This is a genomic window from Nocardia sp. NPDC057272 (assembly GCF_042668615.1).
Taxonomy (GTDB): domain Bacteria; phylum Actinomycetota; class Actinomycetes; order Mycobacteriales; family Mycobacteriaceae; genus Nocardia.
This window is the reverse complement of sequence record NZ_JBHUYK010000032.1, coordinates 1-25,148: the sequence shown is the minus strand read 5'-3', so window position 1 is coordinate 25,148 and position 25,148 is coordinate 1. Positions and strand designations below refer to the sequence as shown.

Annotated in this window: 28 protein-coding genes and 1 pseudogene; 10 read left to right on the top strand and 19 right to left on the bottom strand. The window is 66.0% G+C overall.

Features of this window, described 5'->3' with window-relative positions; genetic code table 11:
* Positions 1 to 111: 111 nt before the first annotated feature.
* Both ACFULV_RS30120 and ACFULV_RS30115 read left to right on the top strand, forming a co-directional pair.
* Positions 112 to 1,623, top strand: coding sequence for an MFS transporter (locus ACFULV_RS30120; protein WP_378662553.1), 1,512 nt, complete (start codon positions 112 to 114; stop codon positions 1,621 to 1,623).
* Complete coding sequence (locus ACFULV_RS30115) at positions 1,613 to 2,197, top strand: TetR family transcriptional regulator (protein WP_378635475.1); 585 nt, start codon at positions 1,613 to 1,615, stop codon at positions 2,195 to 2,197. The genes ACFULV_RS30120 and ACFULV_RS30115 overlap by 11 nt, the downstream gene beginning before the upstream one ends.
* Here the strand turns inward: ACFULV_RS30115 and ACFULV_RS30110 are convergent, their stop codons facing one another.
* Positions 2,198 to 2,893, bottom strand: a complete 696-nt coding sequence (locus ACFULV_RS30110; protein ID WP_378662550.1) for an ester cyclase — start codon at positions 2,891 to 2,893, stop codon at positions 2,198 to 2,200.
* Between the two features lie 141 nt (positions 2,894 to 3,034).
* The gene (locus ACFULV_RS30105) at positions 3,035 to 3,931 is read right to left on the bottom strand and encodes a phenylalanine 4-monooxygenase (protein ID WP_378662547.1); all 897 of its coding nucleotides are present in this window, start codon (positions 3,929 to 3,931) and stop codon (positions 3,035 to 3,037) included.
* A 246-nt stretch (positions 3,932 to 4,177) separates the two neighbouring features.
* Here ACFULV_RS30105 and ACFULV_RS30100 point away from each other — a divergent pair, with 246 nt between their 5' ends.
* Together ACFULV_RS30100 and ACFULV_RS30095 are read left to right on the top strand one after the other, a co-directional pair.
* The gene (locus ACFULV_RS30100; RefSeq protein ID WP_378635482.1) at positions 4,178 to 4,360 is read left to right on the top strand and encodes a type II toxin-antitoxin system VapB family antitoxin; all 183 of its coding nucleotides are present in this window, start codon (positions 4,178 to 4,180) and stop codon (positions 4,358 to 4,360) included.
* A gap of 114 nt (positions 4,361 to 4,474) precedes the next feature.
* Positions 4,475 to 5,146: a RadC family protein gene (locus ACFULV_RS30095; RefSeq protein ID WP_378635484.1), complete on the top strand. Its 672-nt coding sequence runs from the start codon at positions 4,475 to 4,477 to the stop codon at positions 5,144 to 5,146.
* Between the two features lie 15 nt (positions 5,147 to 5,161).
* Here ACFULV_RS30095 and ACFULV_RS30090 read toward each other — a convergent pair whose 3' ends face one another.
* Together ACFULV_RS30090 and ACFULV_RS30085 are read right to left on the bottom strand one after the other, a co-directional pair.
* The gene (locus tag ACFULV_RS30090; RefSeq protein ID WP_378635486.1) at positions 5,162 to 5,878 is read right to left on the bottom strand and encodes a TetR/AcrR family transcriptional regulator; all 717 of its coding nucleotides are present in this window, start codon (positions 5,876 to 5,878) and stop codon (positions 5,162 to 5,164) included.
* Positions 5,879 to 5,906: 28 nt separating this feature from the next.
* On the bottom strand, positions 5,907 to 7,136 hold the full coding sequence (locus ACFULV_RS30085; protein WP_378635489.1) for a cytochrome P450: 1,230 nt from the start codon (positions 7,134 to 7,136) through the stop codon (positions 5,907 to 5,909).
* A 204-nt stretch (positions 7,137 to 7,340) separates the two neighbouring features.
* Between ACFULV_RS30085 and ACFULV_RS30080 the strand changes: the two genes are divergently transcribed.
* Positions 7,341 to 8,231, top strand: a complete 891-nt coding sequence (locus ACFULV_RS30080) for a fructosamine kinase family protein (protein WP_378662545.1) — start codon at positions 7,341 to 7,343, stop codon at positions 8,229 to 8,231.
* 106 nt (positions 8,232 to 8,337) lie between these two features.
* Here the strand turns inward: ACFULV_RS30080 and ACFULV_RS30075 are convergent, their stop codons facing one another.
* The 4 genes and pseudogenes from ACFULV_RS30075 to ACFULV_RS30060 form a co-directional block, all read right to left on the bottom strand.
* Entirely contained in the window at positions 8,338 to 8,847 is a 510-nt protein-coding gene (locus tag ACFULV_RS30075) for a hypothetical protein (RefSeq protein ID WP_378662543.1), read from the bottom strand.
* Positions 8,848 to 8,987: 140 nt separating this feature from the next.
* Positions 8,988 to 9,116, bottom strand: a pseudogene (locus ACFULV_RS30070) (succinate dehydrogenase iron-sulfur subunit); the annotation flags it as partial.
* 9 nt (positions 9,117 to 9,125) lie between these two features.
* The gene (locus tag ACFULV_RS30065) at positions 9,126 to 9,641 is read right to left on the bottom strand and encodes a hypothetical protein (RefSeq protein ID WP_378662541.1); all 516 of its coding nucleotides are present in this window, start codon (positions 9,639 to 9,641) and stop codon (positions 9,126 to 9,128) included.
* Positions 9,642 to 9,648: 7 nt separating this feature from the next.
* Complete coding sequence (locus ACFULV_RS30060) at positions 9,649 to 10,848, bottom strand: DUF6973 domain-containing protein (protein WP_378662538.1); 1,200 nt, start codon at positions 10,846 to 10,848, stop codon at positions 9,649 to 9,651.
* A gap of 374 nt (positions 10,849 to 11,222) precedes the next feature.
* On the opposite strand from ACFULV_RS30060, the gene ACFULV_RS30055 reads away from it, so the two are divergent.
* A complete protein-coding gene (locus tag ACFULV_RS30055) occupies positions 11,223 to 11,651 on the top strand; it encodes a YbaB/EbfC family nucleoid-associated protein (RefSeq protein ID WP_378662535.1) in 429 nt (142 codons plus the stop codon).
* Positions 11,652 to 11,732: 81 nt separating this feature from the next.
* Here the strand turns inward: ACFULV_RS30055 and ACFULV_RS30050 are convergent, their stop codons facing one another.
* From ACFULV_RS30050 to sdhC, 4 genes are read right to left on the bottom strand one after another with little or no spacing between them, the layout of a single operon-like run.
* A complete protein-coding gene (locus ACFULV_RS30050) occupies positions 11,733 to 12,503 on the bottom strand; it encodes a succinate dehydrogenase iron-sulfur subunit (RefSeq protein ID WP_378635503.1) in 771 nt (256 codons plus the stop codon).
* Positions 12,503 to 14,254, bottom strand: a complete 1,752-nt coding sequence (gene sdhA, locus ACFULV_RS30045) for a succinate dehydrogenase flavoprotein subunit (RefSeq protein ID WP_378635801.1) — start codon at positions 14,252 to 14,254, stop codon at positions 12,503 to 12,505. The genes ACFULV_RS30050 and sdhA overlap by 1 nt, the downstream gene beginning before the upstream one ends.
* A gap of 34 nt (positions 14,255 to 14,288) precedes the next feature.
* Positions 14,289 to 14,723: a succinate dehydrogenase hydrophobic membrane anchor subunit gene (locus tag ACFULV_RS30040; protein WP_194826025.1), complete on the bottom strand. Its 435-nt coding sequence runs from the start codon at positions 14,721 to 14,723 to the stop codon at positions 14,289 to 14,291.
* Between the two features lies 1 nt (position 14,724).
* A complete protein-coding gene (sdhC, locus tag ACFULV_RS30035) occupies positions 14,725 to 15,129 on the bottom strand; it encodes a succinate dehydrogenase, cytochrome b556 subunit (protein WP_266296386.1) in 405 nt (134 codons plus the stop codon).
* Positions 15,130 to 15,419: 290 nt separating this feature from the next.
* Here sdhC and ACFULV_RS30030 point away from each other — a divergent pair, with 290 nt between their 5' ends.
* The 3 genes from ACFULV_RS30030 to ACFULV_RS30020 all read left to right on the top strand — a co-directional run bounded on the left by ACFULV_RS30030 (position 15,420) and on the right by ACFULV_RS30020 (position 18,360).
* On the top strand, positions 15,420 to 15,821 hold the full coding sequence (locus tag ACFULV_RS30030; RefSeq protein WP_378662532.1) for a cytidine deaminase: 402 nt from the start codon (positions 15,420 to 15,422) through the stop codon (positions 15,819 to 15,821).
* A 27-nt stretch (positions 15,822 to 15,848) separates the two neighbouring features.
* On the top strand, positions 15,849 to 17,135 hold the full coding sequence (locus ACFULV_RS30025) for a thymidine phosphorylase (RefSeq protein ID WP_378662529.1): 1,287 nt from the start codon (positions 15,849 to 15,851) through the stop codon (positions 17,133 to 17,135).
* A 127-nt stretch (positions 17,136 to 17,262) separates the two neighbouring features.
* Entirely contained in the window at positions 17,263 to 18,360 is a 1,098-nt protein-coding gene (locus ACFULV_RS30020; protein WP_378662526.1) for an adenosine deaminase, read from the top strand.
* 137 nt (positions 18,361 to 18,497) lie between these two features.
* Here ACFULV_RS30020 and ACFULV_RS30015 read toward each other — a convergent pair whose 3' ends face one another.
* The 5 genes from ACFULV_RS30015 to ACFULV_RS29995 are packed head-to-tail and all read right to left on the bottom strand — an operon-like array spanning position 18,498 to position 21,937.
* Positions 18,498 to 19,736, bottom strand: coding sequence for a primosomal protein (locus ACFULV_RS30015; protein ID WP_378635515.1), 1,239 nt, complete (start codon positions 19,734 to 19,736; stop codon positions 18,498 to 18,500).
* Between the two features lie 14 nt (positions 19,737 to 19,750).
* Positions 19,751 to 20,110 carry a YbaB/EbfC family nucleoid-associated protein gene (locus ACFULV_RS30010; protein ID WP_378662523.1) on the bottom strand — a complete coding sequence of 120 codons (360 nt, stop codon included), beginning with the start codon at positions 20,108 to 20,110 and terminating at the stop codon, positions 19,751 to 19,753.
* Positions 20,107 to 20,460, bottom strand: a complete 354-nt coding sequence (locus ACFULV_RS30005) for a hypothetical protein (protein WP_101464284.1) — start codon at positions 20,458 to 20,460, stop codon at positions 20,107 to 20,109. Before ACFULV_RS30005 ends, ACFULV_RS30010 begins: the two co-directional genes overlap by 4 nt.
* Entirely contained in the window at positions 20,457 to 21,608 is a 1,152-nt protein-coding gene (locus ACFULV_RS30000) for an NlpC/P60 family protein (protein ID WP_378662521.1), read from the bottom strand. The genes ACFULV_RS30005 and ACFULV_RS30000 overlap by 4 nt, the downstream gene beginning before the upstream one ends.
* Positions 21,605 to 21,937: a hypothetical protein gene (locus ACFULV_RS29995; protein WP_378662518.1), complete on the bottom strand. Its 333-nt coding sequence runs from the start codon at positions 21,935 to 21,937 to the stop codon at positions 21,605 to 21,607. Before ACFULV_RS29995 ends, ACFULV_RS30000 begins: the two co-directional genes overlap by 4 nt.
* Positions 21,938 to 22,083: 146 nt before the next feature.
* On the opposite strand from ACFULV_RS29995, the gene upp reads away from it, so the two are divergent.
* On the top strand, positions 22,084 to 22,707 hold the full coding sequence (gene upp / locus ACFULV_RS29990; RefSeq protein ID WP_378635525.1) for a uracil phosphoribosyltransferase: 624 nt from the start codon (positions 22,084 to 22,086) through the stop codon (positions 22,705 to 22,707).
* Between the two features lies 1 nt (position 22,708).
* Here upp and ACFULV_RS29985 read toward each other — a convergent pair whose 3' ends face one another.
* A complete protein-coding gene (locus ACFULV_RS29985; RefSeq protein WP_378662515.1) occupies positions 22,709 to 24,217 on the bottom strand; it encodes a phospho-sugar mutase in 1,509 nt (502 codons plus the stop codon).
* Complete coding sequence (locus ACFULV_RS29980) at positions 24,218 to 24,997, bottom strand: purine-nucleoside phosphorylase (RefSeq protein WP_378635530.1); 780 nt, start codon at positions 24,995 to 24,997, stop codon at positions 24,218 to 24,220. It abuts the gene before it with no gap.
* Positions 24,998 to 25,148: the final 151 nt, after the last annotated feature.

The following is a 25,148-nucleotide window of genomic DNA, read 5'->3' as shown; positions in this document are numbered from 1 at the left end:
GACGCGTTCGCCGGTCCACGAGCTGACAGGTCTGGACTGGACAGGGTATTGACATGAACTCTCAAATGAGAGTTACTATCAAAAAGTAGTAGCTATCATTTTGGAGGAGATATGCGGACGGAAGACACCCGCCGCTGGCTCGCGCTCGGCGCGCTTGCCGTGGCGATGCTCACCATCGGACTCGACGTCACCGTGCTCACGGTCGCCATCCCGACGCTCGCGGTGGACCTGGATGCGAATACCGCTGCGCTGCAATGGTTCAGCAGCGCTTACACGCTGGCACTGGCCGCGCTGATGCTGCCCGCGGGCGCGCTCGGCGACCGGTACGGACGCAAGAAGATCCTGCTGGCCGCGCTGGTGCTGTTCGGTGTGGCCTCGGTGGGCTGCGCGTTCGCCGCCTCCGCCGGCCAGCTGATCGTGGCGCGGGTGGTGCTCGGCGTCGCCGCCGCCGCGCTGGTGCCGCTGTCGATGTCGGTGCTGCCGGTGCTGTTCACCGAGCCCGCCGAGCGGCAACGCGCGCTGACGATCTGGGTCACCTCGACCGCCATCGGCCTGCCGCTGGGCCCGATCCTCGGCGGCTGGCTGCTGCAGCACTTCTGGTGGGGTTCGGTGTTCCTGATCAATGTGCCGCTGGTCGTCATCGGAGCGTTGGCCGTGGCCACACTGGTGCCGGAATCGCGCAGTGACAGCGTTTTTCGCGTCGATCTCCTCGGCGCGCTGCTCTCGGCGGCGGGCATGCTCGGGCTGACCTACGGTTTCATCCGGATCGGCGAACGCGGCTGGGGCGACCTGCTCGGCTGGCTCGTCGTCGCGGCCGGGGCGGCGACGCTGGCCGTGTTCCTGTGGTGGCAACGCCGCACCGAGCATCCGCTGATCGACCTCGCGCTGTTCGCCGCACCCGGCTTCCGCTGGGGCACCGCGATCTCGATCCTGGTCAGCTTCGCCATGTTCGGCATGTTCTTCACCGTCCCGCAGTACTTCCAGGCCGTGCTCGGCGTCGACGCGCTTGGCAGCGGGCTGCGGCTGCTGCCCTTGATCGGTGGGCTCGTGATCGGCAGCAGACTGGTCGACGTGGCGCTGCCCCGGCTGGGCGTGCGGGTGGTGATCACCGCCGGACTGCTCGTGCTCGCGAGTGGCCTCGGACTGGGCGCGTTCACCACGGTCGAGAGCGGCTACTGGCTCACGGCGCTGTGGACGACGGTGCTCGGCGCCGGGATGGGCATGGTGATGCCCGCCGCGGTCGGTCTGGCGATGGGCGAGCTGACCGCGCAACGCTCGGGCTCGGGTTCGGCACTGCTGCAAGCCCTTCGGCAGGCGGGCGGCACCATCGGCGTCGCGGTGCTCGGTACCGTGCTGGCCACCCGGTACCGGGCCGACCTCGGCGCGCTCGACCGCGCGCCGATCTCCGACGGTGTCAACGCGGGTGTGGCGGTCGCGCGGGAGACCGGTGATCCGGCGATGCTGGCGCAGGTCCAGCAGGCCTTCGTGGCGGGCATGGACACCATGCTCGGGCTGTGCGCGGCGGTGTGCCTGATCGCCGGACTCGGCACCGCGCTGTGGCTACGGCAACAGACGGCACCGGCGACCGACGCGGATGCGGCAGAATCGATCCATGTCGGTTGAGATGTCGCTGCGCGAGCGGAAGAAGGAGCGGACCCGCCGAACCATCAGGGTCGAGGCGTTCCGGCTGTTCCGGGAACAGGGCTACACCGAGACCACGGTGGAGCAGATCGCGGCGGCGGCCGAGGTATCCCCGAGCACCTTCTTCCGCTACTTCCCCACCAAGGAACAGCTGGTCATCGCCGACGACCAGGATGCGGTGATGATCGAGGAGATGGCCTCGCTCCCGCGCGGCCTGAACCCGGTCACCGCCATCCGCAACGCGACCATGGCCGTGTTCGGCCGGATGTCGCCCGCCGATCTCGCCTTCGAACAGGAACGCCAGGCGTTGCTGTTCCATGTGCCGGAACTGCGCTCGGCCATCGGTCTGGAATTTCTGCGCAGTATCGAACTCGCCGCCCAGATGCTGGCCGACTACACCGGCCGGTCCGCCGACGACTTCGAAGTGCGGGTGGCCGCGGGCGCGATGATCGGCTCCATGCTCGCCATCGCGCCCGCCACCCCGATGAACGTCACCAACGTCAGTGACGCGCTGGCATTCCTGCAAGCAGGGCTGCCGTTCGGGGAGAAGGCCTGATCACTCCGGCTTGCCGTGCTGCACGGGGCAGCCGTGTGCCAGCGGGCCCAGCAGCTTGTTGTTGTCGTAGAAGTGCTCCAGCTCGAGGATGCGCAGGTCCTCGCTGACGCGGGCGATGGTCACACCGAACATCTCGATCTGCTCACCGGTGGGCTGGTGGCCCTTGTACTCGCCCTCGAACTTGCCCCAGTGCCGCCAGCGGAAGCTCACCGACGGCGGACCCGACAGTACTTCCTGGACCTCCCAGAAGAAGCCGCCAGGGAAAGCGGTGTGGAAGATGTGGTGCGAGGAATCGAAGGTCTCGTTCTCGGCGTCGTAGTAGGGGTTGTCGCCGATCAGGATGTTGTAGCTGCCGATACGAGCGAACTCCTCGGCGTCCTGCCACGCTCCGCCGTTGACCCGGCCGCGATACTGGTCGGCCACCACCGACAGCCACGTCGCGGGGTCGGCCTTGTGCGAGACCTCCATCTCGAAGACCTTCACCAGGTCCTCGACGATCGCCTCGAGCGAACCGGGCGCGTGCTCGACGCTGCGCTCGCGCGGGATCACCTCGTGGCTCAGTTCGTAGTCGGGAACATTGCCGCGCCATTCCTCCGGCGCCGCGGCGGCGATCACGGCTTCCCGGCCCTGTAGCCACAGGGGCGCTTCCGGTTCCGGGTTCTGCTCGGCCTGCGTATCTGTCGCGTCCACAGTCATTTTCGGTCTACCCGACCCTTTCAAAAAGCTCGAAGAACGGGTCGAAGGTAACAGTCGCGCATCGGTCGCGCGTGTCGGGTCCCAACAAGTGAGAAACACAAAATGTTGAACTGTGTTCTGTAGCAACGTTTTCGGAGATAGCTATGAAACAGCCTGGGTGGGGTGACCGAGCCTGGCCGGCGTTTCGTCATCCATGGTCGCGAAGAATTCGCCGAGCACGCCGACGATCTGGTCCACCGAATCCGCACAGAACAGCACCGGCTGGTAATGGGTGATGTCGTAGGCGATGGTGCCCATCTCCGCGACATCGAGCGGACGGAGCCGGGCATGCCGGAATTCGTCGATCTCGCCATAGGACGACAGCAGTCCGGCGCCGTAACAACGGATTTCGTCGTTCTCCCTGACCACGCCGAACTCGAGCGAGAACCAGAAGACGTCGGCGAGGAATTTCAGCGCGCTGTCGGTCTCCAGCCGCGCCACCGCGGCGCCGACCGTCTCGTACAGCGCCGCGAAACGCGGGCTGGCGATCTGGTTGGCGTGGCCGATGATCTCGTGGATCGCGTCGGGTTCCGGGGTGTACAGCGGGGCGGAATGATGGCGGATGTACTGGGTGGAGTGGAAGGTGCGCTCGGCGAAGGAACCGAAGAATTCGCGCAGCGGGACGAGGCCGGCGGCGGGCACGTACCGAAAGCCCGACAGGGGGGTGAGCAGCCGTGACACCTCGTCGAGTTGCGGGATGTGATCGTGCGGGAGAGCGAGGTTGCCTGCTGCCTCCCTGACCTCACGGCAGGCATAGACCTCGTGCTTGCGGGCCAGCTCGGCCGAGGCGATCCGCCACACCCGCTGCTCGTCATCGGTGTAGTCGATGTGGGGTACGGGGGCGCCGGGGGAGTAGTCGAGTGCGAGCGCGGCGATGGCGTTGCGGCGCGCGCGGTAGTGCTCGTCGTGCACGCCGGGGTGGTCATCGCTCAGATGCACCGTCACATCGCCGTCACGCTCGCGCGTCACCGGCGAGTAGAGCTGGGCCTCGGTGAACATGACTCCAGGCAATCACCGCATTCCCGTCACGACAACAACCACGCCGGCAACTACGCAAACTGCACAGTTGCAGGGGTGGTCGCTGTCGGATTCCGGCGGTGAACTGTGTTTTCTGTGTGCTTGCTGTCCGATGCCGACGGCCGCTGTGTGGACTTGCGAACGCGTGGTTTCGGTAACGACGCGGTGAATTAGCGGACGAGCCGAGCCGCCATCACGCAAGATTGCGATCGTAGAAGAGGAGGATGCGTGCGCAACCTGCGAATAGATCTCGATCAGCGCCTGCTGGCCGCTGCCGCCGACATCATGGGCACCGCCGACAGCAATGCCACCGTCAACGAGGCGCTGCGCCGCATCGTGGTGCACGAACGCCAGCTACGCAATTTGGAACGGCTGATGGCCGATTCGGTTTTCAGCGCGGAGCCCACCTAGCGGGTGGATCCGGGTTCGGGTTTCGTCACCCACGTGGTGGCCGAGGGGTAGCCCGGACTTGTCGGTACCCCCTGCGATCATCGGCAGTCAGTCACCGATCCGCAGGGGGAAACGATGTCGGTTCCGATCGCGAGTTTGCCTGTCGCCCAACGTCCGCGCGAGCGGCTGCTCCTGCTCGGCCCGCACGCGCTCAGCGACGGCGAGCTGCTGGCGCTGCTGCTCGGCCAGGGGACTCGCGGCCGATCCGCGTTGGAGGTCGCCGCCCAATTGATCGGCGACTACGGCGGATTGGCCGAACTCTCCGCCGCTCGCCCTGAAGAACTGGCCGCCCGCGCGGGCATCGGCCCGGCCAAAGCAGCCACGGTCGTCGCGGCTTTCCACCTCGGCACCCGCTCACGCACGCCCACCGATTCGCTACCTCAGCTCACCACGCCCGAAGACATCGCGGCAGCGGCGATCCCGCTCTTCGCGGGCGCCCGGGTGGAGCGACTTCTCGTGCTCGTCTGCGACACCCAGAACCGCCTGCGCCACCGGGCTTTCGTCGCCGAGGGCGCCATCGACCACGTAGCCGTCCCCGTCCGGGAAATCCTCAACACCGTCCTGCGCCACGACGGCCGAGCTTTCGCCGTGGTCCACAACCACCCCTCTGGCGATCCCGCCCCCAGCCCCGACGATCGCCGAGCCAGCACCCTGCTCCACCAAGCGGCCCGCACGGTAGGTCTGCGCTACCTCGACCACATCGTGGTCGCGGGCGAAACCTGGTCCACCGCGCCACCTCTGCCTTGACGGCCGGGACGCGCCTCAGCCTGCGAAACCGGTGGTGCGAGCCAGATCCGCGAGCATGGCGTCGAACATGATCTCCGGATCGGCCAGGGGGATCGGATAATTGCCGAACACCTCGAGAGTGACGTGGCCGAACAGCCGGGCCCAGATCTGCACCATCAGGTACGTCACGCCCAGGTCCAGCTTCTCGGCGGGGAACTTCTGTCCCGACTCCGAGAGCATGGCCAGCAGTTCGGTCTGGAAGCCGATGAGGTCCTCGCGCAGCGCGGCCGGGATGGTCTCGCCCGGTGGGGTGGCGATCTCGAAGTTCGCCAGCAGCCTGCCCGCCGCGGCCAGGAAGATCCGGCCGAAGGGTTCGTCGAAGCGGCGCATCATCGGTCGCCCCGAGGTGGGCGAGGCGAACACCAGGGTGAATTCCCGCGGGTTCGCCAGCGCCCAGTGCCGGAACCCCCGGCAGATGGCCAGGAACTGCACCGCGCCGTCGTCGGGCAGCGGCTCGATCTCGGTCGAGAGGAACTCGGCCAGATCGGCGCAGAACTCCACCCGCATCCGCTCGATCAACTCGTCGCGCGAGGAATAGTGCCGGTACAGCGCGGGCGCGGTGACGCCGAGTTCGCGCGCGATCGCCCGCAGGGTGACCGAATCGGGGCCTTGCTCGGCCAGTAGCGCCCGCGTGACCCGCCGGATATCGGCGTCGGTCACCACAGGCACACGGCCACGTGCCTTGCCCGTCAAGCGGCCACCCCTTCGGTCATGTGTCGGTTCAAGCGTATTCGACTTCCCACCGCTTGATGCCGTTCAGCCAGCCGCTGCGCAGCCGCACCGGATCGGAGACCTGGCGCAGGTTCGGCATCGCGTCGGCAATGGCATTGAACATCAGGTCGATCTCCAGGCGGGCCAGATTCGCGCCGACACAGTAGTGCGTACCGGTGCCGCCGAAGCCGACGTGCGGGTTGGGATCGCGCAGCACGTCGAACCGGAACGGGTCGGCGAAGGCGTCCTCGTCGAAATTGGCCGAGCTGTAGAACAATCCGATCCGCTGGCCCTTCTTGATCTGCTGCCCGCCCAGTTCCAGGTCACGCGTCGCGGTGCGCTGGAACGCGGTCACCGGCGTCGCCCAGCGCACGATCTCGTCCGGTGCGGTGCGCGGGCGCTGCTGCTTGTAGAGCTCCCACTGGTCCGGGTTGTCGACGAAGGCCTTCATCCCGTGGGTGATCGAGTTGCGGGTGGTCTCGTTGCCCGCCACCGCGAGCAGGATGACGAAGAACGCGAACTCGTCGGAACCGAGGTGCTCGCCGTCGACGTCGGCGTTGACCAGCTGGGTGACGATGTCGGAGGCCGGGCAGCCGCGACGCTGTTCGGCCATGTTCCAGGCGTAGCCCATCACCTCGGCGGTCGCGGTGTGGTGATTGCCCTCGAACTCCGGATCGTCGTAGGAGATCATCTGATTGGTCCAGTCGAACAGCTTCATGCGGTCCTCCTGCGGCACGCCGATCAGTTCGGCGATGGCCTGCAGCGGCAGCTCACACGCGATCTGCTCGACGAAGTCGCCGCGACCGGACTTCTTGGCCTCCCACACGATCTTCTCGGCCCGCTCGGTGAGCGCGGCCCGCAGGTTCTCCACCGCGCGCGGGGTGAAGCCCTTCGACACGATGCGCCGGATCTTGGTGTGCTGCGGCGGATCCAGGTTCAGCATGAGCATGTTGCCGAGCATGTCGATCTGCTCGCGCGTGGTCTCCTCGTTGAACCGGATGATCGCCGTGTTCTCGTGCGAGGAGAAGTCCTCCGGATTCTTCGAGATCTCCTTGATGTCGGCCAGCTTGGACACCACCCAGTACCCGCCGTCGTCGAACCCGCTGGCGCGGTCGGGCTGCGCGCACCACCAGACCGGCGCGGTGCGTCGCAATTGCGCGAACTCCTCGATCGGCAATCGGCTGGCGAGGAGGTCGGGATCGGTGAAATCGAATCCCGCGGGGATGTTTGTGCTGGTCACGGCAGTCTCCTTCGATCCGGTGCGCGGACTTCGCACCGTGATGTGGAACACGTTCACCACGATGAAACCACGTCGGCACCGTTTATGAACAGTGTTTAGTAATACCTGTTCACAAACTGGTTCGATGGGCTCGGGACGCGTGGTCCGGGCCTGGGATCCCCCGATTCGCTGACCACCACCGGCCGTCCTGGGCAAGATGGCGGCGTGGACCTGCCGTTTCTGCGTGCGCACCCGCACCTGCTTCCGACGTTCCTCGCTCACCAGCGGCTGCGCACGACGCCCGTAGCGGGTGGGTCGATCAGCGTCGCCGAGCGGATCGCGCTCGACGATGGGACGCATCTGTTCCTGAAGACCTGGCCCGGCGGGGTGTCCGCCGCCCCGACCGCCGAGCGGGCGCCCGCTCCGTCCGGACTCTTCGCGGCGGAAGCGCAGGGGCTGCGCTGGCTGCGAGAGGCCGGTGGTGTCGCGGTGCCGGAGTTGTACGCGCAGACCGATGAACTGCTGTTGATGCAGTGGGTCGACCACGCCGAGCCGACCGCCGTCGCCGCCGAACGATTCGGTGCGGGATTAGCGGTGACCCACAATGCGGGCGCCCCCGAATTCGGCGCTGCCGCCACGGGTTTCCTCGCCGGTCTGCCTCTCGACAACACCCCTGGCGAGGACTGGCCCACCTGGTACCGCGAACGCCGAATCCTGCCGTATCTGAAGCTCGCCGTCGACGCGGGTGCTCTCGACCCCGCCGACGCCACCGGCATCGAATCGATTCACATCGAAGCCCCCGACGAAGCCCCTGCCCGAATCCACGGCGACCTCTGGCCGGGCAACATCCTCTGGGGCCCCTCCGACACCCCCTGGCTGATCGACCCCGCCGCCCATGGAGGCCACCCCGAAACGGACCTGTCCACCCTGTCCCTCTTCGGCGGCGCCCCCTACCTTTCCCGAATCGTCGCCGCCTACAACGACGTCCACCCCTTGGCCCCCGATTGGCAAACCCGCATCCCCCTCCATCAGCTCCACCTCCTCCTGGCCCACGCCGTCCTCTTCGGCCGTTCCTATCGAACCGCCGTCTTGGACGCGGCTTCCCATTACCGCTAGTGCGTATGACGGGACATGTTGCGTCAGCACGAGGTAGGGGTACTGGTTGTCAATGACTAAGGCCACCAACATCATTCGATGCTGATGGCCTTTGTCGGTCAGGTGTTCAGATCGGCGACGGCTCCTGTCGCCGTATTGCGGGCAGGACTCGGGGTGCCGATCGGGTCGCCCATACCGCGAACCCGATGTAGAGCGCTTGTTCCGGGATTCGCTGCCACAGGGGCGATGCGGGCTCACCCGCGAACGGGATGTCGTTGAGGGCCGCGTAGATGTTGGCGGGCAGGAGCAACAGGAACAGCGGCACCAGGGCCCAGCCCGCGATCCACCTCGTGCGGGTGAGGATCAGGCCGAGCGCGGCGAGAAGTTCCAGGACGCCGCTGGCCAGGACCATGAAGCCGGGGAACGGGACGAAGGGCGGGATCATGGCGACCATGTCGGCGTAGTTGGGCATCACGGTGACGCTCGCGGGCCTGAAGTGCGCGGTGCCCGTCATCACCAGCATGACGGCCAGCGCGTGGGCGGCGCTGACGGACCACGAGGCGAATCGGGTCACGCCGAGCGCTCCGAGCGTGCGAAAGACGACGAGCGAGCCGACCAGGGCGACGAGGGTGATCATAAGTACTCCCAGAATGGATACTGACACTATCTACTATGGATAGTAACACTATCCACCCTGTCGTCATTCCCCGCAAGTGCCGACGAACGACAAAGGCCGCCCACACCTTTCGGTGCGGACGGCCTGTGTAGCGGGAAAGGTCAGCGGGTGAAGAGCAGGGCCCGCTTGACTTCCTGGATCGCCTTGGTGACCTCGATGCCACGAGGGCACGCGTCGGTGCAGTTGAAGGTGGTGCGGCAGCGCCAGACACCTTCGACGTCGTTGAGGATGGGGCCTGGCTATTCGCCACCGCTGATATCCAGTACCCAGACGGTGTCGTTTGTCGGGTAGCCGCGCTCAATAGCGCGCGGTGTCACAGTCGCGGTAGGTGTCGAGAACGCACCACTTGTCGCTCCGTTGCGGGGTTGCTGATCGTTGAATGCGTAGACCACCTTCCCATTGCTGACGAAGACGTGCATAGTGACGTCAGTGCTGCGTGAGCGGTTCACCCATTCTATATCGCCAATTCCAACAGTATCATTTACGCGTTCTGGAGAGGCGTCGCCGGTGAAACTGTACAGTTTATCCCATTCTTCGACGGGCACGCCCGTATTTCGAACGACGTCACCCAGTTTCGAACTGTTATGTGATGCCAGCAGTTGGGAGAATGGTGCATCCCAGCCGGTTGGCTCCGAAGCGACCTCAACTGATTCTCCCGCATTCAACGAATCGCAGCCGGTAAGCGTTGTTGCGCTTGTGCCCAGCACAAGCGTGGAAACAGCCATCCACCTCATCGCCATCGCTTTAATCTCCACTCTATGCTCAGGAATTCGGCCTGTTCGGGGAAGGGTTGCTGTTCGGCAAGGGCGTTCCTGGTAAGAAGATTGGATTCCGATCGAATTCTTCGGAAACAACCGAGGAGCCTGGTTTTACATCGCCGGTCCAGGCCAGATTTTGATCGCGATCGATGAGGACCGTATCGCCACCATCTACTGCCTGCTGGACCAACTCCCGCATCTCGGCGGAGCTTGCCTGTGGGTTTGCCGCGCCGATCTTACGTCCGACTTCGTTATTGTGCAGGTCCATCGCTTCGCGAACTGCAGCGTTGTCTGCTCGTCCCTCGTGTTTGGTCGCGTATTCTTGGGTCCACTCTGCACCGAACTCCTGGGTCATCATTGCATTCCAGTATGTGTGCCTGTACGCGTCGACATGACTGTCCTGTGTAGCTATGCCGGGATAAGCTTCCTCGGCGGCTGCCGATGCTTCATCGGAAAGAATGAGAAAACGCGCCTGATCTGCGAGACTGAGATTGTTCAGCATCTCGGCTTCGCTTTGTGTGACATCCTTGGGATCGATTGATCCCAACGTGAGGACTTGAAGCGTCGCGGCCAATGCGCCGTCTGGCCACTTTGTCATACCGGCCGGATCTACGCCTGTCTGGTAGCTGAATTTGATCTGATCTAGCTCGGCGTTCGGTGGAATCGGAACCTCGGAAAAGATTTTGTCGATCGCCGTCCGCGCGTCTTCCGCTGACTGCGCTGCATTGGCAAGCGTCGTCTTCACTGAGACTTCATGCTGCCATGCCAGCTTCCGTGCGATCGCGAGGGCGGTCGTGAGGTTCTGCTTGTCCTCGTTTATCAGCCAAGCTATGAGCTCTTCAGAATAGTCAACGGAGCCATCTTCGCTCACTGTGAGTTTCAAATCCTCTGCGGCCGATATTGCGTCGACGGCCGCAGCTTTGGCAAAACTGAGAATTTGGGCGATGGATCGCGTGGCTTTGTGTGAGTCTTCGAATGCTCCGACCACCTTAGAAAGAGAGGTCCGCGCTTCGTCGCCTTTGGCTCGCATCGCGTCACCGGCGGGTCCTTGCCAGAAGCCAGGCGAATTGGACATTTGTGTGGTTATCGTCGAATGCTCATCAGTGATCAATCGAGTGCTGGCCGCCCACTCGTCCGCCTGACTGGTCAAGGCATCGAACGACCAACTCTTGATTTGTGACACGGTGGGTGGGGTCGAGGTCATCGTGGACCGTTTTCAAGGTTCTGGAAATCAGCGACCTGGCGTTGCTGCTGAGCTTGATACTCAGCCAGACTGTGCGTCGCGGAATTATTGATCTCCACAAGCTGTCCTCCGACACCACGAAGGCTTGCGCCCCCACGCCACCCGGCCTTCATGTACGTGTGACCGAGTCCGGATCCTGGAAGCGCTGCCTCTATCGCTGCGATGAAGCCGCTGGTAGGCACCCTTCCGAGGGCTTCTTGTGATGCTGTGAGCGCGCCGATCATTTCGTTGATTCCATCAGTGTCGACATATAGGTCGGACAAGTTGCGATCCTCTCCCCTGCGGACGGGTTGCTACGCTAGCACAACTGTATCGATGGATGGGAAGGCGGTTTTGTGACTTTGTCGGGGTCTGATGTTGATCCGATCAATGGAAGGATGGAGGCTGTTCATCGCGCATTGATGACTGACCGGGCGGGCGCGGAGCGTCACGGCGTTTCGGTAGAGGTTTCCGCAGACGGCACGCTCGAGTCTCTTCGTATCGCCGAATCAGTCACCCCGTATGGGAAAGAACTTGCGGCGCTTATCGTGCAGCTGGCAAAGGAAGCCCTGGTCGAGTCCAGGCAGAACGTTCGTGACCGAATGGCGGAGTTGAAAGCCGATCCCAGGATCGAAGACGTGCTCGAATCCATTTCCCGGGCAGCCGACAAGAAAATGCCTTCGTCGCAGGTAGAGCGGGTGCGGGCGGCTCATCCTGATGACGACCTGACAGAGGATGAGCTGATCGAGATGAACGAGCGGCGAAACCAGTCGTACTTTCGTTAGCCCATAACAGCAGTAGCTGGAAATAGCACTGGCCGCCCGCATCTCGGATGCAGGCGGCCAGTGACGTAAAGACGAGAAGGGTCAGCGGGTGAAGAGCAGGGCCCGCTTGACTTCCTGGATCGCCTTGGTGACCTCGATGCCACGAGGGCACGCGTCGGTGCAGTTGAAGGTGGTGCGGCAGCGCCAGACACCTTCGACGTCGTTGAGGATGTCGAGGCGCTCGCGGGCGCCTTCGTCACGGCTGTCGAAGATGAAGCGGTGGGCGTTCACGATCGCGGCCGGGCCGAAGTAGCTGCCGTCGGTCCAGTACACAGGGCACGACGTGGTGCAGCAGGCGCACAGGATGCACTTGGTGGTGTCATCGAAGCGGGCCCGGTCGGCCTGGCTCTGGATCTGTTCACGGGTGGGCTCGTTACCCGAGGTCATCAGGTACGGCTTCACCGCGCGGAACGCGTCGAAGAACGGCTCCATGTCGACCACGAGGTCCTTCTCCACGGGCAGGCCGCGGATCGGCTCGACGGTCATGGTGAGGGTCTTGTCGCCCTTGGGCAGCATGTCCTTCATCAGCACCTTGCAGGCCAGCCGGTTCACACCGTTGATCCGCATGGCGTCGGAGCCACACACACCGTGGGCGCAGGAGCGCCGGAAGGTGAGGGTGCCGTCCAGGTAGGACTTGATGTAGATGAGCACGTTGAGGAAGCGGTCGGTCGGCAGGACCGGCACCTGGAACGTGTCCCAGTGCGCGCCCTTGTCGTCCTCGGTGCTGAACCGGGCGATCTTGACGGTGACCATGACCGAGCCCTCGGGGACCGGCGCCGGCTTCTGCTTGGTGGGTTCGATAACAGCAGTCATCAGTACTTACGCTCCATCGGCTCGTAGCGGGTCTGCACCACCGGCTTGAAGTCGAGGCGGATCTCGGAGATGAGCTCCGGGCCCTCCTTGTACGCCATCGTGTGCCGCATGAAGTTCACGTCGTCGCGGTCCGGGTAGTCCTCGCGAGCGTGGCCGCCACGCGATTCCTTGCGGTTGAGCGCACCGACGACGGTGACCTCGGCCAGCTCGAGCAGGAAGCCCAGCTCGACGGCCTCGAGCAGGTCGCTGTTGTAGCGCTTGCCCTTGTCCTGCACCGTGATCCGGGTGTAGCGCTCCTTGAGCGTGTGGATGTCGGTGAGGACCTTCTTGAGGGTTTCCTCGGTGCGGAACACGCCCGCGTTCGCATCCATCGTGGCCTGCAGCTCGGTGCGGATGTCGGCCACGCGCTCGTTGCCGTGGTCGGACAGGATCAGCTCGAGCCAGTCCATCACCATCTGCGACGGGTTCTCCGGCATCTCGGTGAACTCGGTGCGGTTGGCGTACTCGGCGGCCGCGATGCCGGCGCGACGGCCGAACACGTTGATGTCGAGCAGCGAGTTGGTGCCGAGACGGTTCGCGCCGTGCACCGACACGCACGCGCACTCACCGGCGGCGTAGAGGCCGGGGACCACGTCGGTGTTGTTGCGCAGCACCTCGCCACGGATGCGGGTGGGGATACCGCCCATCACGTAGTGGCAGGTCGGCATGACGGGCACGAGCTCGGAGACCGGGTCGACGCCGAGGTAGGTGCGCGCGAACTCGGTGATGTCGGGCAGCTTCTCCTCGAGCACGTCGGCGCCGAGGTGGGTCACGTCGATGTAGACGTAGTCCTTGTTCGGACCGGCGCCGCGGCCCTCGGCCACCTCGAGCACCATCGAGCGGGCGACGATGTCACGCGGCGCGAGGTCCTTGATGGTGGGGGCGTAGCGCTCCATGAAGCGCTCACCGGAGGCGTTGCGCAGGATGCCGCCCTCACCACGCACAGCCTCGGAGATGAGGATGCCCAGGCCCGCGAGGCCTGTCGGGTGGAACTGGTGGAACTCCATGTCCTCGAGCGGCAGGCCCTTGCGGAACACGATCGCCATGCCGTCGCCGGTCAGCGTGTGCGCGTTCGAGGTGGTCTTGTACATGCGGCCCGAGCCGCCGGTGGCGAACACGATCGACTTCGCGTGGAAGATGTGGATGTCGCCGGTCGACAGCTCGTAGGCGACGACGCCGGTGGCGACGGGGCCACGATCGGACTCGGTCATCACCAGGTCGAGCACGTAGAACTCGTTGTAGAACTCGACGTCGTGCTTGACGCAGTTCTGGTAGAGCGTCTGCAGGATCATGTGACCGGTGCGGTCGGCGGCATAACACGCGCGACGCACGGGCGCCTTGCCGTGGTCACGGGTGTGGCCACCGAAACGACGCTGGTCGATCTTGCCCTCGGGCGTGCGGTTGAACGGCAGGCCCATCTTCTCCAGGTCCATGACCGCGTCGATGGCCTCTTTGGCCATGATCTCCGCGGCGTCCTGGTCGACGAGGTAGTCGCCACCCTTGACGGTGTCGAAGGTGTGCCATTCCCAGTTGTCTTCTTCGACGTTGGCCAGTGCGGCGCACATGCCACCCTGGGCCGCGCCGGTGTGGCTACGGGTCGGGTACAGCTTGGTCAGGACCGCGGTGCGAGCGCGCGGGCCGGCCTCGATCGCCGCGCGCATGCCCGCGCCACCGGCGCCGACGATGACCACGTCGTAGCGATGCTCCTGAATCGGACGGGATTCACTCATGCGAGGTGGCCTGTTCCTAACCTGTGATGTTGGGGTCGAAGGTGAAGATGACGTACGTGCCGACAGCGACGACCAGGACCATCGAAACCACGAGAATGGTCTTGAGCCAGAACCGGGTGGAGTCCTTGCGCGAGTAGTCGTCGATGATGACACGCAGACCGTTGCCGCCGTGCAGCTGAGCCAGCCACAGCATGGACAGGTCCCAGAACTGCCAGAACGGGCTGGACCAGCGGCCGGCCACGAACGCGAAGTTCAGGCGGTTCACGCCACCGTCGATCATCAGCATGATGAACATGTGGCCGAGCACCAGCACGATCAGGAACAGGCCCGAGATGCGCATGAACAGCCATGCGTACTTCTCGAAGTTGCCGTTCGACTTGCCACGCGGCGAACGCGGGGAGTCGAGGCTGGCCGGGCGATCGTAGGACTTGCCGAGGACAGGTGCAGACATATCAGTGCTCCGTCAGCAGGTAGAAGAACTGGCGGCCGACGCCGGCGGCGGAGACCAGAACCCAGATGGCGAGCACGATCCACAGCATCTGCTTCTGGAATCGCGGACCCTGGGACCAGAAGTCGACCAGAATGACCCGGACGCCGTTGAGGGCGTGGAACAGGACGGCGACGACGAGACCCATCTCCATCAACGCCACGATCGGGTTCTTGTAGATCGCGATCGAGTGGTCGTAGGTGTCCGGGTTGACCCGGACCAGTGCCGTGTCCAGCACATGGACGAAGAGGAAGAAGAACAGCGTGACACCGGTGATCCGGTGCAGCGCCCAGGACCACATGCCGGGGTCGCCGCGGTACAGCGTCTTCCGCTTCGGCTGGGCCGGAGCCGGAGCTTCTATCGTGGTCATAGAGTGCGGTGCCTCCAACGTCGTTGATGGACCCGGTCACAGATCCGACGCCGGCATGCGTGGAGAGGCAAATGCCCAGGTGGCTGCGCTGTATTCTCGAGCGCTGGCCCGCCGCCGGGAACCTGAACCGATCTTCGGTGAACTCTAATCCCCTCTGTTTCGCGGAACTAATTCGGCGTGCCGTGCGTTGCGCGTAAAACAGGCGAGTTAGGTTTACCTTTCTCGATGCCGGATACTGGGGTTCCGGCCTCTGTTTCCCGGTGTTCGGCGGGATCGGCTGGAGGTTATCGATGCCCGAAATCGACTGGAATACGTTGCATGACATGGCAATTCGGGCAATGGGGTCGGCGTACGCCCCGTACTCGGGTTTCCCCGTCGGCGCCGCTGCTCTCAGCGCGGATGGCCGAATTGTGAGCGGATGCAATGTGGAAAATGTCTCATATGGGCTAACCCTGTGTGCCGAATGTGTACTCGTCGGTAACTTATTCGCGTCGGGCGGCGGCCGTCTCATCGCCGTCTCGGTGACCGATTCTCGCGGCGAAATCCTGATGCCGTGTGGGCGCTGTCGTCAGCTGCTGTTCGAACACGGCGGCGGCGAACTACTGGTGGACCACGCCGACGGCCCGAAGCCGCTGTCTGAGCTCCTGCCCTACGCCTTCGGGCTGGATGATCTGGCGGCCGGGAAGCAGTAGTCGGTCGGCAGTGCCAGACTGGGCGCCATGACGGCACTGGATGCGGTTTCGGTCATTACTACCAAGCGCGACGGCGGCGAGCTGTCCGACGCACAGATCGACTGGGTGGTGGACGCGTTCACCCGGGGGATCGTCGCCGACGAGCAGATGTCGGCGCTGGCCATGGCGATCGTGTGGCGGGGGATGACCCGGCGCGAGACCGCCCGGTGGACGACGGCGATGATCGGGTCGGGTACCCGGATGGACTTCACCGACCTGCCGCGACCGACCGTCGACAAGCATTCGACCGGTGGGGTCGGCGACAAGATCACCCTCCCGTTGGCTCCGCTGGTGGCCGCGTGTGGGGCTGCGGTGCCGCAGTTGTCCGGGCGAGGGCTCGGGCACACCGGTGGGACGCTGGACAAGCTCGAGTCGATTCCCGGGTGGCAGGCCGATGTGACGGTGCCCCGGATGCGCGAGATCCTGACCGACCCGGCGATCGGCGCGGTGATCTGCGCCGCGGGCGCCGATCTCGCCCCCGCCGACAAGCGGCTCTACGCGCTGCGGGATGTGACCGGGACGGTCGAGTCGATTCCGTTGATCGCGAGTTCGATCATGAGCAAGAAGATCGCCGAGGGGACAGCGGCGCTGGTGCTGGATGTGAAGGTCGGCTCGGGTGCCTTCCTCAAGACGCTCGACGGCGCTCGGGAACTCGCCACCGCGATGGTCGAGCTCGGGCGCGATGCGGGTGTGAAGACCGTCGCGCTGCTCACCGCGATGGATACACCGCTCGGGCGCACCGCGGGCAATGCGCTGGAAGTGGCCGAGTCGGTGGAAGTTCTCGCTGGTGGGGGGCCTGCGGATGTGGTCGAGCTGACGTTGACGCTGGCGCGGGAGATGGTCGCGCAGGCGGGGTTGCGGGTCGATCCCGCCGATGTTCTCGCTGACGGTCGGGCGATGGATCACTGGCGCACGATGATTCAGGCGCAGGGCGGTGACCCGGACGCCGCGCTGCCGGTCGCGCGGCACAGCGAGATCGTGCGGGCGGAATCGAGCGGGGTGCTGACCCGGCTCGACGCGATGGGGGTGGGACTCGCCGCGTGGCGGCTCGGTGCGGGGCGTGCTCGGCAAGGGGAGAAGGTGCAGGCGGGGGCCGGCATCGAGATGCATGCCAAACCAGGGGACTCGGTGGTGGCGGGTCAGCCCTTGTTGACGCTGCACACCGATACGCCGGAGGCGTTCGCCGGGGCTTCGGCTGCTCTCGCCGATGCTGTGACGATCGATTCCGCGCCCGACGGTAAGCCAGGGGAGCTGGTGCTCGGGCGGATCGAGTAGGTGCGAGCCGCTGGGGTCGCGCACGCGGATGGCCCGCAACAGTCCTTTGCGGGACGGACAATCAACGAGACGGTTGCCACGTGGGGACTTCGCTGCCGGGATCGGCGCGGGCCGCTACCGTCTATACATGACTGGACCGGCGCCCCTTGACCTTGCTTCGATCCGACGCGCACCGAAGGCCTTGCTGCACGATCACCTCGATGGTGGTCTGCGGCCCTCGACGGTGCTAGAGCTGGCCGCTGATTGCGGTTATGACGAATTACCCGCTTCCGATGCCGAGAGTCTGGGGGCGTGGTTTCGTGACGCCGCCGACAGCGGATCGCTCGAGCGGTATCTGGAGACGTTCGCGCACACGGTCGCGGTGATGCAGACCCCGGAGGGTTTGCGCAGGGTGGCGCGGGAGTGCGCGATCGATCTCGCCGCTGACGGGGTCGTGTACGCGGAGGTGCGGTTCGCGCCCGAGCAGCACCTCGAAAAGGGCCTCACGCTCGACGAGGTTGTCGAGCACACCCTCGCGGGGTTCCGGGAGGGTGAGGCGATCGCGGGGGAACAGGGCAACGTCGTTCGGGTGACGTGCCTGCTCACGGCGATGCGGCATGCGGCGAGGTCGCGGGAGATCGCGGAATTGACCGTGCGGTTCCGGGACGCCGGGGTGGGCGGGTTCGACATCGCGGGCGCCGAGGCGGGATTCCCTCCCACCCGGCACCTGGACGCGTTCGAGTATCTGCGAGCCAACCACGCGCACTTCACGATTCACGCGGGTGAGGCGTTCGGCCTGCCGTCGATTCACGAGGCGCTGGCGTTCTGTGGCTGTGATCGGCTGGGCCATGGAGTGCGCATCACCGACGACATCAGCGTCCCGGGCGACATCGAGGACGCCCGGCTCGGCCTGGTCGCGAACTATGTGCGCGATATGCGGGTGCCGCTGGAACTGTGTCCCTCGTCGAATGTGCAGACCGGCGCGGTGCCCTCGCTGGACAAGCATCCGTTCGACCTGCTGGCCCGCCTGCGCTTCCGGGTCACCGTCAACACCGACAACCGCCTGATGAGCGACACCTCCATGAGCGAGGAGATGCTCAAGCTGGTGGACACCTTCGGCTACGGCTGGAGCGACCTGGAACGCTTCACCATCAACGCCATGAAGTCGGCCTTCATCCCGTTCCCGGACCGGCTGAAGATCATCGACGAAGTGATCAAGCCGGGTTACGCGGTCCTGCTCGGCTAGGCTGTCCCGCCTCTCCGCGACTTCTAGCCAGACTCGGGTGCGTTACCGGTAGCGACGCGGCTACCGGTAACGCTGGGGGTCGGGTTCGCTCGTCCCCGATGAGTTACCCATGTCCTCACTGCCGACTGCGGGACCTCTTATTCGCTGACGAGCCGCGCTTCGAACGCACGCTGCAAGTCGCGGAACTGCTGGGCCTCCGACGCGTACGGCGGGTTCGGCGCCATCCGGTTCGGATCCGGGTTGAGCAGGTACGAGACGTACCAGCCGAGCGGGTTCGACTGCGCGAGAGCCGTTTCCACGCTGTCGTCATCGGCGTAGTCGGCCGCGTCGCTGAACAGTTCGACCGCGAGATCGAGCTGTTCGATATCGACCGCCTCGGGGCCCTCGGCCAGATCGTCGACCAGACCGGTGAGCACGTAGACGTTCTCGTCGGTCACCTCGACCTCGAGCGAACCGTCCACCGCCGCGGTCTGCACCTCGGCGTAGGTCGACACCCGCGACAGCTCGTGCTCGTGATCGTCGGCCAGGTAGCGGGCCAGTGCGCGCTCGGAACCGAAGACGGTGATGGTGCGGCCGTCACCGAGGAAGATCGGCTCGTCGTCGAGGTAGCAGCGCAGGGTGAACTGCTCGCCGTCGGAGGTGACGATCTTGACAGGGTCGATGCCGACCTCGTCCCAGAAGGATTCCTCTTCGTCCTCGTCGGCGGCGGAGAGGTCGACGTTCTCGAACTCTTCCTCCTCCTCGGCGACATCGTCGGCGTCGACCTCGTTCTCCTCGGCCGCCAGCAGCTCCGCCTCGGCGACGGCCACCGCGGCCGCGTCGACGTCGGGTGTGCTGACGACGCTGTCGATCGCGTCGAGCACGTCGTCCCAGCCCTTGACGATCGCGGCACCGACCTGGTCCCACAGCTCTTCACCGTCGCGGCCGACGAAGGTGCTCGCCCCGCTGGCCAGCGCACCGAGTACCGGGTTGTTGCCGAAGAACTTGGTCACCACGTCGAGCTCGCACACCTCGGCGATATTGCGCACCATCGCCAGGGTGTCCTCGAGCTCGCCGACGACGTCGACGTCCGGGTCGCCCGCCGCCAGTTCCGGCACGGAGACCAGATCGAAGCTGAAATTCTCCTCCGGCTCCAGCTCAGCGGCCGAAAGTCCGGCGATGACCGCCCAGGACGGGTGGTCGACGAGGTCGTTGTCGGAGTTGGTGCGGATGAACGCCGCCAGCTCCGCAACGGACTCGAATCCGTAGAGGTCGTCCTCGTGACCGAGGAACGCCTCCCACTCGTCGTCACCGTCGCGCCAGCGCGGTGCCCACAGGGTGACGAGATCGCCATCGGTCAGACCGAGCTCGATCGGGACGATGTCTCCAGAAGCCATGACGCGAAGCCTAGCTAGCTCGAGCGCCGGGCACTATCCGGCCCGGGTGCTAATTGCCCGTCGGACTGTGCACTCGGGCCGGCGAGCGATTCGTTCAGTGTCGCAATGATGTTGGAACGTGCCTCACCGGCGGTCTCGGTGGCCTGTTTGCAGGCCGACAGGATGAGTGCGGCGGCCTCGGTGGGCGCCAGCGTGGTGATGGCTTCGTCCAGCGTCAGGGCGACGAGAGCGCCGTCGCTGTTCACCTCGGCGGTGACCAGCCCGTCCTCGGTGGTGAACCGCCCGTTGACCTGCTTCAACCCGTACAGCGCGGCCTCGAGCGCCTCGAGCTTTCCGGTGACGCCCGCGACCAGGGCATCCATTTCCGCACTCACAGTGGCCTCATCCAGCTCGTCTGACCGGTGTCTGCGTCATCGATGCGATCGAGCTCGTCGACCGCCTGACGCCGGGTGGGCAGGTTCATCTTGTCGAGCAGTTCATCGGGAATCTGCGCCTGCTCGCTGTAGACCTCGCGCAGCCGAGCCGCGGCGGCGATGGTCGAGCGCCGGGTCAGGCGCAGGATCTCGTCGGCCAGCGCCTGAGCGCCGAACTGGTATTCGCTGCGTTCGAACTTGAGCGCGATCGGCAGACCCATGCTGGTCGCGCGGACCGAGATCGTGCCGGAGCGGTTGGTGCTGACCGCGGACTCCACATTGGGGACCTCGGGGATCGGCGTGCCGCTCATTCGGTAGGCCTGTAGAAGCCGTAGAACTCCATGCCACTGTTCTCCGTTCGGATGGAACTGATCGAAACCGGATCGCCCGCCTCGACGAGCTGCCCGTTGCCGACGACCATGGCGACATGGCCGTCCCACACCGCCAGATCGCCCGGCATCAGGTCACCGGGGGACACCTGAGGATTGCCGATGTGCTGTTCCTGCGCCAGCCGCGGCAGTTCGACCCCGGCCTCGCCGTAGGCGTACTTGGTGAGCCCGCTGCAGTCGATGCCCGACTGGGGGTCGTTGCCGCCCCAGACGTACGGGGTGCCGACGGCGCCGATGGCCGAGCGGACCGCGGTCGCGGCCTTCTCGTTGGGCGCCTCGACGGTGCTGCCGTCGGGCAGGGTGATCTTGACTCCGGTACCGGACCCTGTCGACGAACCGGCCGATGACCCCGTCGATCCGCCCGTGCCCGCCGAGGTCCCACCGGTAGTGGTCGACTTCGAGGTACTGCTGCTGCTGTTGCTGCCGCCCATGGCGGTCGACAGGCCGGAACCCATGGCGCTGAGCACTGTGCTGCCGGTGCTCGCCGCGGTGGAGAGCAGGCCGGAACTCGACGCCGAGGACACGAGGTTGCTCGCGCCGGACGAGACGCTCGCCAGCGACGTGCTCGACGGGGCGGGGGTGAGTTCCTGGATCGCGGCGGTCTGGGTGCCGAGTTCGTCCTGCACCCGGCCGACGACGCCCATGCCCTGACCGATGTGGTCGATCGCCGAGCTCACCACGGCGGTCAGACCGGCCGGGGTGCCCAGGGTGGGGCTGAGCGCGGACACTTGCGACAGGAACGAGTTGACGATTCCGTCGAGCTCTTTCTGCCCGGTCTCCACATAGGCCGCGGCCTGGTCGACGACGGTGGCCATCTCGGTGCCGTTGTCGCTCAGGGTGGCCGAGGAGGTCTGCACGCGCAGCGCCTTGGCGGTGGCCGCGTCGACGGCCTGGCCGTCCCACGCGGTGTTCACGTTGTTGATGCTGTTGCGGCCCTGTTGATAGATCTGGTCGAGGTTGGTCGAGGTCGAGCGCAAGCCGTCGGACGCGCCGCCGGTGCCGAGTACGCCGGTGCCGAAGCTCGACAGCAGATCGAGGAGGGGCTGAGCCAGGCCGGTGAGGTCGATCATGCTTCGGCACCGATGTCGCCCGCGGCGGCGGTGAGCCCGGCCGCGTTGTTCAGGTCGGTCTCGACGAGGGTGGTCGCGGCGCTGGCGGTGGCCAGCCCCATGCTCCCCATGACCGCCGACAGCTGGGCGATCGACGCCACGTGACCGGCGTGCGCGGCAGAGTAGGCGGCGGTGAAGTCGCCGCCGATGAGGCCCATGATGGGGCCGAGCAGGGTGGGGTCGGAGGCAGCCGAACCAGCCGCCGCCGTGGCCAGTTCCGTGGCCATCACCTCAGCAGCTGCGCTGTACGCGACGATGCCTTCGGCATCGGCCGACATTTTTTTCGTCATCGAACTTCCCCCAATCCTCGAGTTCCCGGGCAGAGTACGTCACTCAGTATCTTGGACGCACCGACTCCGCATTCGGTTCCCTACTACCGCGAAAATTTCCCCAGCGGTCGTAGGCGCGAAGCGCCAAGCGACCCTATCGTCTTTTCATGCGCACCGACACCGTCGATCATCCACTCGCCGCGGCCCTGCTCAGCACCATGCGGGACGCCCGGACCGACAACGCCACTTTCCGCAATGCTCTGGCCGATCTCACCGGCATCCTCATGTACGAGGCGCTGCGCGACGCGCCGGTGGTGCGCGAGCCCATCGACACGCCGGTCGCGGTCACCGAGGGCGTCCGCCTGGCGGCGCCCCCACTGCTCGTTCCGGTGCTGCGCGCCGGGCTCGGCATGGTCTACGCCGCAGCCGAACTCGTGCCGGAAGCCCGCGTCGGCTTCGTCGGCATCGCCCGCGACGAGCAGACCCACGAGCCGGTGCCGTACCTCGAGTCGCTGCCCGCCGACCTCACCGGTCTGCCCGTCTTCGTCCTCGATCCGATGCTGGCGACCGGCGGTTCCATGCGCCACACGATCGAACTGCTCGTCGCCCGCGGCGCGACCGACATCACCGCCATCTGCGTCGTCTCGGCCCCCGAAGGCGTTGCCGCCCTCGCGGACTCGGGCCTCCCGGTCCGCCTGATCACCGCCGCCATCGACGAGAAACTCAACGAGAACGCCTACATCGTCCCCGGCCTCGGCGACGCGGGCGACCGCCAGTTCGGCCCCCGCTGAACTATTCCTCGCCCGCTGCCAGCGACCGGCAGAACGTGGTGAGCTGGGAGAGACGCTGAGCGGTGAGCTGTTTCGCGTCGCTCAGGTCGTCTCGGTCGGCGACCGGGGCGAATACCTCCAGGTAGCACTTGAGCTTGGGTTCGGTGCCCGAGGGGCGGACGACGATGCGGAAGTCGTCGGCGTCGAAGATCAGTGCGTCGGTGCGGAGTCGGCCGCGGACCTGCGCCTGGTCGGTGAATTTCACCGGGGTGCCGGCGATGTCGCTGGGTGGGTTCGCGCGCAGGGCGGCGACCAGCACGCTCGCGGCGGCCTGGTCGGGTAGACGCAGGGAGACCTGGCCGCCGGCGTGCAGACCGAATTCGACAGCGTAGGAGTCGAGTTCGGCTTGCAGCGTGGTGCTCTGAGCCTTCAGCAGGGCGACGAGATCGGCGGCGGCCACCGCGGCCGAGATGCCGTCCTTGTCGCGGACCTTGGACGGGTCGACGCAGTGTCCGATGGCCTCCTCGTAGGCGTAGACGAGTCCGTCGCCCGCCCTGGCCAGCCATTTGAAGCCGGTGAGGGTCTCGGCGTAGCGGGCCGAGCGCGCGGCGGCCAGCTTCGACAGCAGGCGTGAGGACACGATGGTCGTGGCGACCAGTGGGTCGGTGGGGTGCGTGCGCAGCACGTAGTCGGCCAGCAGCACACCGGTTTCGTCGCCGCGCAGCATGTGCCAACCATCCGGGCCCGGCACTCCGAGCGCGCACCGATCGGCATCGGGATCCAGGGCGATCGCCACGTCGGCATCGACCCGCTCGGCCAGCGCGAGCAACAGATCGGCGGCGCCCGGCTCCTCCGGATTGGGGAAGGAGACGGTGGGGAAGTCGGGGTCGGGAGCGAACTGCTCCTCGACCACCCGCACATCGGTGAACCCGGCCGCGGCCAGCGCGCGCACCGCGAGCTCACCGCCGACCCCGTGCAGCGCGGTCAGCGCGATCCGCACATCCGCCCGTTCGCCGGGACCGCCCAGCAGCCGGGGCAATTCCGCGACGCGCTCGAGATAGCGATCGACCAGGTCGGCACCGGAGGTCGAGACAGCTTCCCGTGCGACAGGTTCGACAACCGCCTCGATGCGCTGCTCGATCTCGCTGTCGGCGGGCGCGATCAATTGCGACCCACCGTCGAGGTACACCTTGTAACCGTTGTCGGAAGGCGGATTGTGCGAGGCGGTGATCTGCACCCCCGCCACCGCACCCAGCTCACGCACCGCGAACGCCACCACCGGAGTCGGCACCGGATCCGGCAGCACCGTGACGGGAAAGCCCGCGGCAGTGAAGATCTCAGCGGTCGCCGTGGCGAACTCCGCCGACCCGTGCCGCGCGTCGCGCCCGACCACTACCGCGCCACCGCCGAGGCAGCGTTCGCGCAGCCAGTCGGCCAGCCCGGCGGTGGCCCGCGACACCGTCGTCACGTTCATCCCGTTCGGGCCCTCACGCAACGGTCCACGCAGGCCCGCGGTTCCGAAGCGCAGCATCTACACGCGCTCCAGAATGCCGCGCAGCAGCTTGCCCAACCGGGGCGCCGCGGCTTGCCCCTCGGCCAGCACCTCCGCGTGCGAAAGATGTTCGCCGGTAACGCCCGCGGCCAAATTGGTGACCAGTGAGATGCCGAGCACCTTCGCGCCCAGTGAACGTGCCTCGATCGCCTCGAGTACGGTCGACATACCGACCAGGTCGGCGCCGATGGTCGCGAGCATGCGGATCTCGGCGGGCGTCTCGTACTGCGGGCCGATGAGCCCGGCGTACACACCCTCGGTCAGACTCGGATCGATTTCCCGTGTCAGCGCCCGCAATTCGGGATCCCAGGCATCGACCAGGTCGACGAATCGCGCGCCTACCAGCGGGGTGCGCGCGGTGAGGTTGATGTGGTCGGCGATCAGCACCGGCTCACCCACCTGCAGGCCCGCCCTGAGCCCGCCCGCGGCATTGGTGAGCAGCACGATCTCGGCGCCCGCCGCGATCGCCGCGGTCACCGGGTGCACCACCTGCTGCGGTGTGTAGCCCTCGTAGAGGTGCTGACGGCCCATCAGCAGCAGCACGTTGTTGTCGTTCACGGTGACCGAATGCACCATGCCGCCGTGCCCTTGAGCACTGGGTTTGCCGAAGCCGGGTAGCTCCGTCATGGGGATCGAGGCACGCGGCGCGCCGATCTCGGCTGCTGCCTCCTGCCACCCCGATCCCAGCACCACGGCCACGCGATGACGCGGCACTCCCGTACGTTCGGCAATCGCCGCAGCGGCCTGTTCGGCAGTCATGAGCTGAGTTTATTGGAGCGCTGGCGCGCTCGAGTTCGCGGCCGAGGGTGTCCCGACGATCAGGTGCCGTTGCTTGCTCCTTCGTCGCCTACGCAACGGCACCAGATCGTCGGGGCGGCCGCCCACCCCCGCAGCGCGGCGGACCCACCGC

What these genes read in the sequence shown, in the direction of transcription:
- ACFULV_RS30005 (WP_101464284.1), bottom strand. Translation starts at nt 20,460, where the DNA reads ATGAGCGGCACGCCGATCCCCGAGGTCCCCAATGTGGAGTCCGCGGTC.
- ACFULV_RS30075 (WP_378662543.1), bottom strand. Translation starts at nt 8,847, where the DNA reads ATGATCACCCTCGTCGCCCTGGTCGGCTCGCTCGTCGTCTTTCGCACG.
- ACFULV_RS30025 (WP_378662529.1), top strand. Translation starts at nt 15,849, where the DNA reads ATGACGGCACTGGATGCGGTTTCGGTCATTACTACCAAGCGCGACGGC.
- ACFULV_RS30060 (WP_378662538.1), bottom strand. Translation starts at nt 10,848, where the DNA reads ATGACCTCGACCCCACCCACCGTGTCACAAATCAAGAGTTGGTCGTTC.
- ACFULV_RS30095 (WP_378635484.1), top strand. Translation starts at nt 4,475, where the DNA reads ATGTCGGTTCCGATCGCGAGTTTGCCTGTCGCCCAACGTCCGCGCGAG.
- ACFULV_RS29980 (WP_378635530.1), bottom strand. Translation starts at nt 24,997, where the DNA reads ATGACTGCCGAACAGGCCGCTGCGGCGATTGCCGAACGTACGGGAGTG.
- ACFULV_RS30105 (WP_378662547.1), bottom strand. Translation starts at nt 3,931, where the DNA reads ATGTTCACCGAGGCCCAGCTCTACTCGCCGGTGACGCGCGAGCGTGAC.
- ACFULV_RS30020 (WP_378662526.1), top strand. Translation starts at nt 17,263, where the DNA reads ATGACTGGACCGGCGCCCCTTGACCTTGCTTCGATCCGACGCGCACCG.
- sdhC (WP_266296386.1), bottom strand. Translation starts at nt 15,129, where the DNA reads ATGACCACGATAGAAGCTCCGGCTCCGGCCCAGCCGAAGCGGAAGACG.
- ACFULV_RS30015 (WP_378635515.1), bottom strand. Translation starts at nt 19,736, where the DNA reads ATGGCTTCTGGAGACATCGTCCCGATCGAGCTCGGTCTGACCGATGGC.
- ACFULV_RS30050 (WP_378635503.1), bottom strand. Translation starts at nt 12,503, where the DNA reads ATGACTGCTGTTATCGAACCCACCAAGCAGAAGCCGGCGCCGGTCCCC.
- ACFULV_RS29985 (WP_378662515.1), bottom strand. Translation starts at nt 24,217, where the DNA reads ATGCTGCGCTTCGGAACCGCGGGCCTGCGTGGACCGTTGCGTGAGGGC.
- ACFULV_RS30030 (WP_378662532.1), top strand. Translation starts at nt 15,420, where the DNA reads ATGCCCGAAATCGACTGGAATACGTTGCATGACATGGCAATTCGGGCA.
- upp (WP_378635525.1), top strand. Translation starts at nt 22,084, where the DNA reads ATGCGCACCGACACCGTCGATCATCCACTCGCCGCGGCCCTGCTCAGC.
- ACFULV_RS30040 (WP_194826025.1), bottom strand. Translation starts at nt 14,723, where the DNA reads ATGTCTGCACCTGTCCTCGGCAAGTCCTACGATCGCCCGGCCAGCCTC.
- ACFULV_RS30120 (WP_378662553.1), top strand. Translation starts at nt 112, where the DNA reads ATGCGGACGGAAGACACCCGCCGCTGGCTCGCGCTCGGCGCGCTTGCC.
- ACFULV_RS29995 (WP_378662518.1), bottom strand. Translation starts at nt 21,937, where the DNA reads ATGACGAAAAAAATGTCGGCCGATGCCGAAGGCATCGTCGCGTACAGC.
- ACFULV_RS30110 (WP_378662550.1), bottom strand. Translation starts at nt 2,893, where the DNA reads ATGACTGTGGACGCGACAGATACGCAGGCCGAGCAGAACCCGGAACCG.
- ACFULV_RS30000 (WP_378662521.1), bottom strand. Translation starts at nt 21,608, where the DNA reads ATGATCGACCTCACCGGCCTGGCTCAGCCCCTCCTCGATCTGCTGTCG.
- ACFULV_RS30115 (WP_378635475.1), top strand. Translation starts at nt 1,613, where the DNA reads ATGTCGGTTGAGATGTCGCTGCGCGAGCGGAAGAAGGAGCGGACCCGC.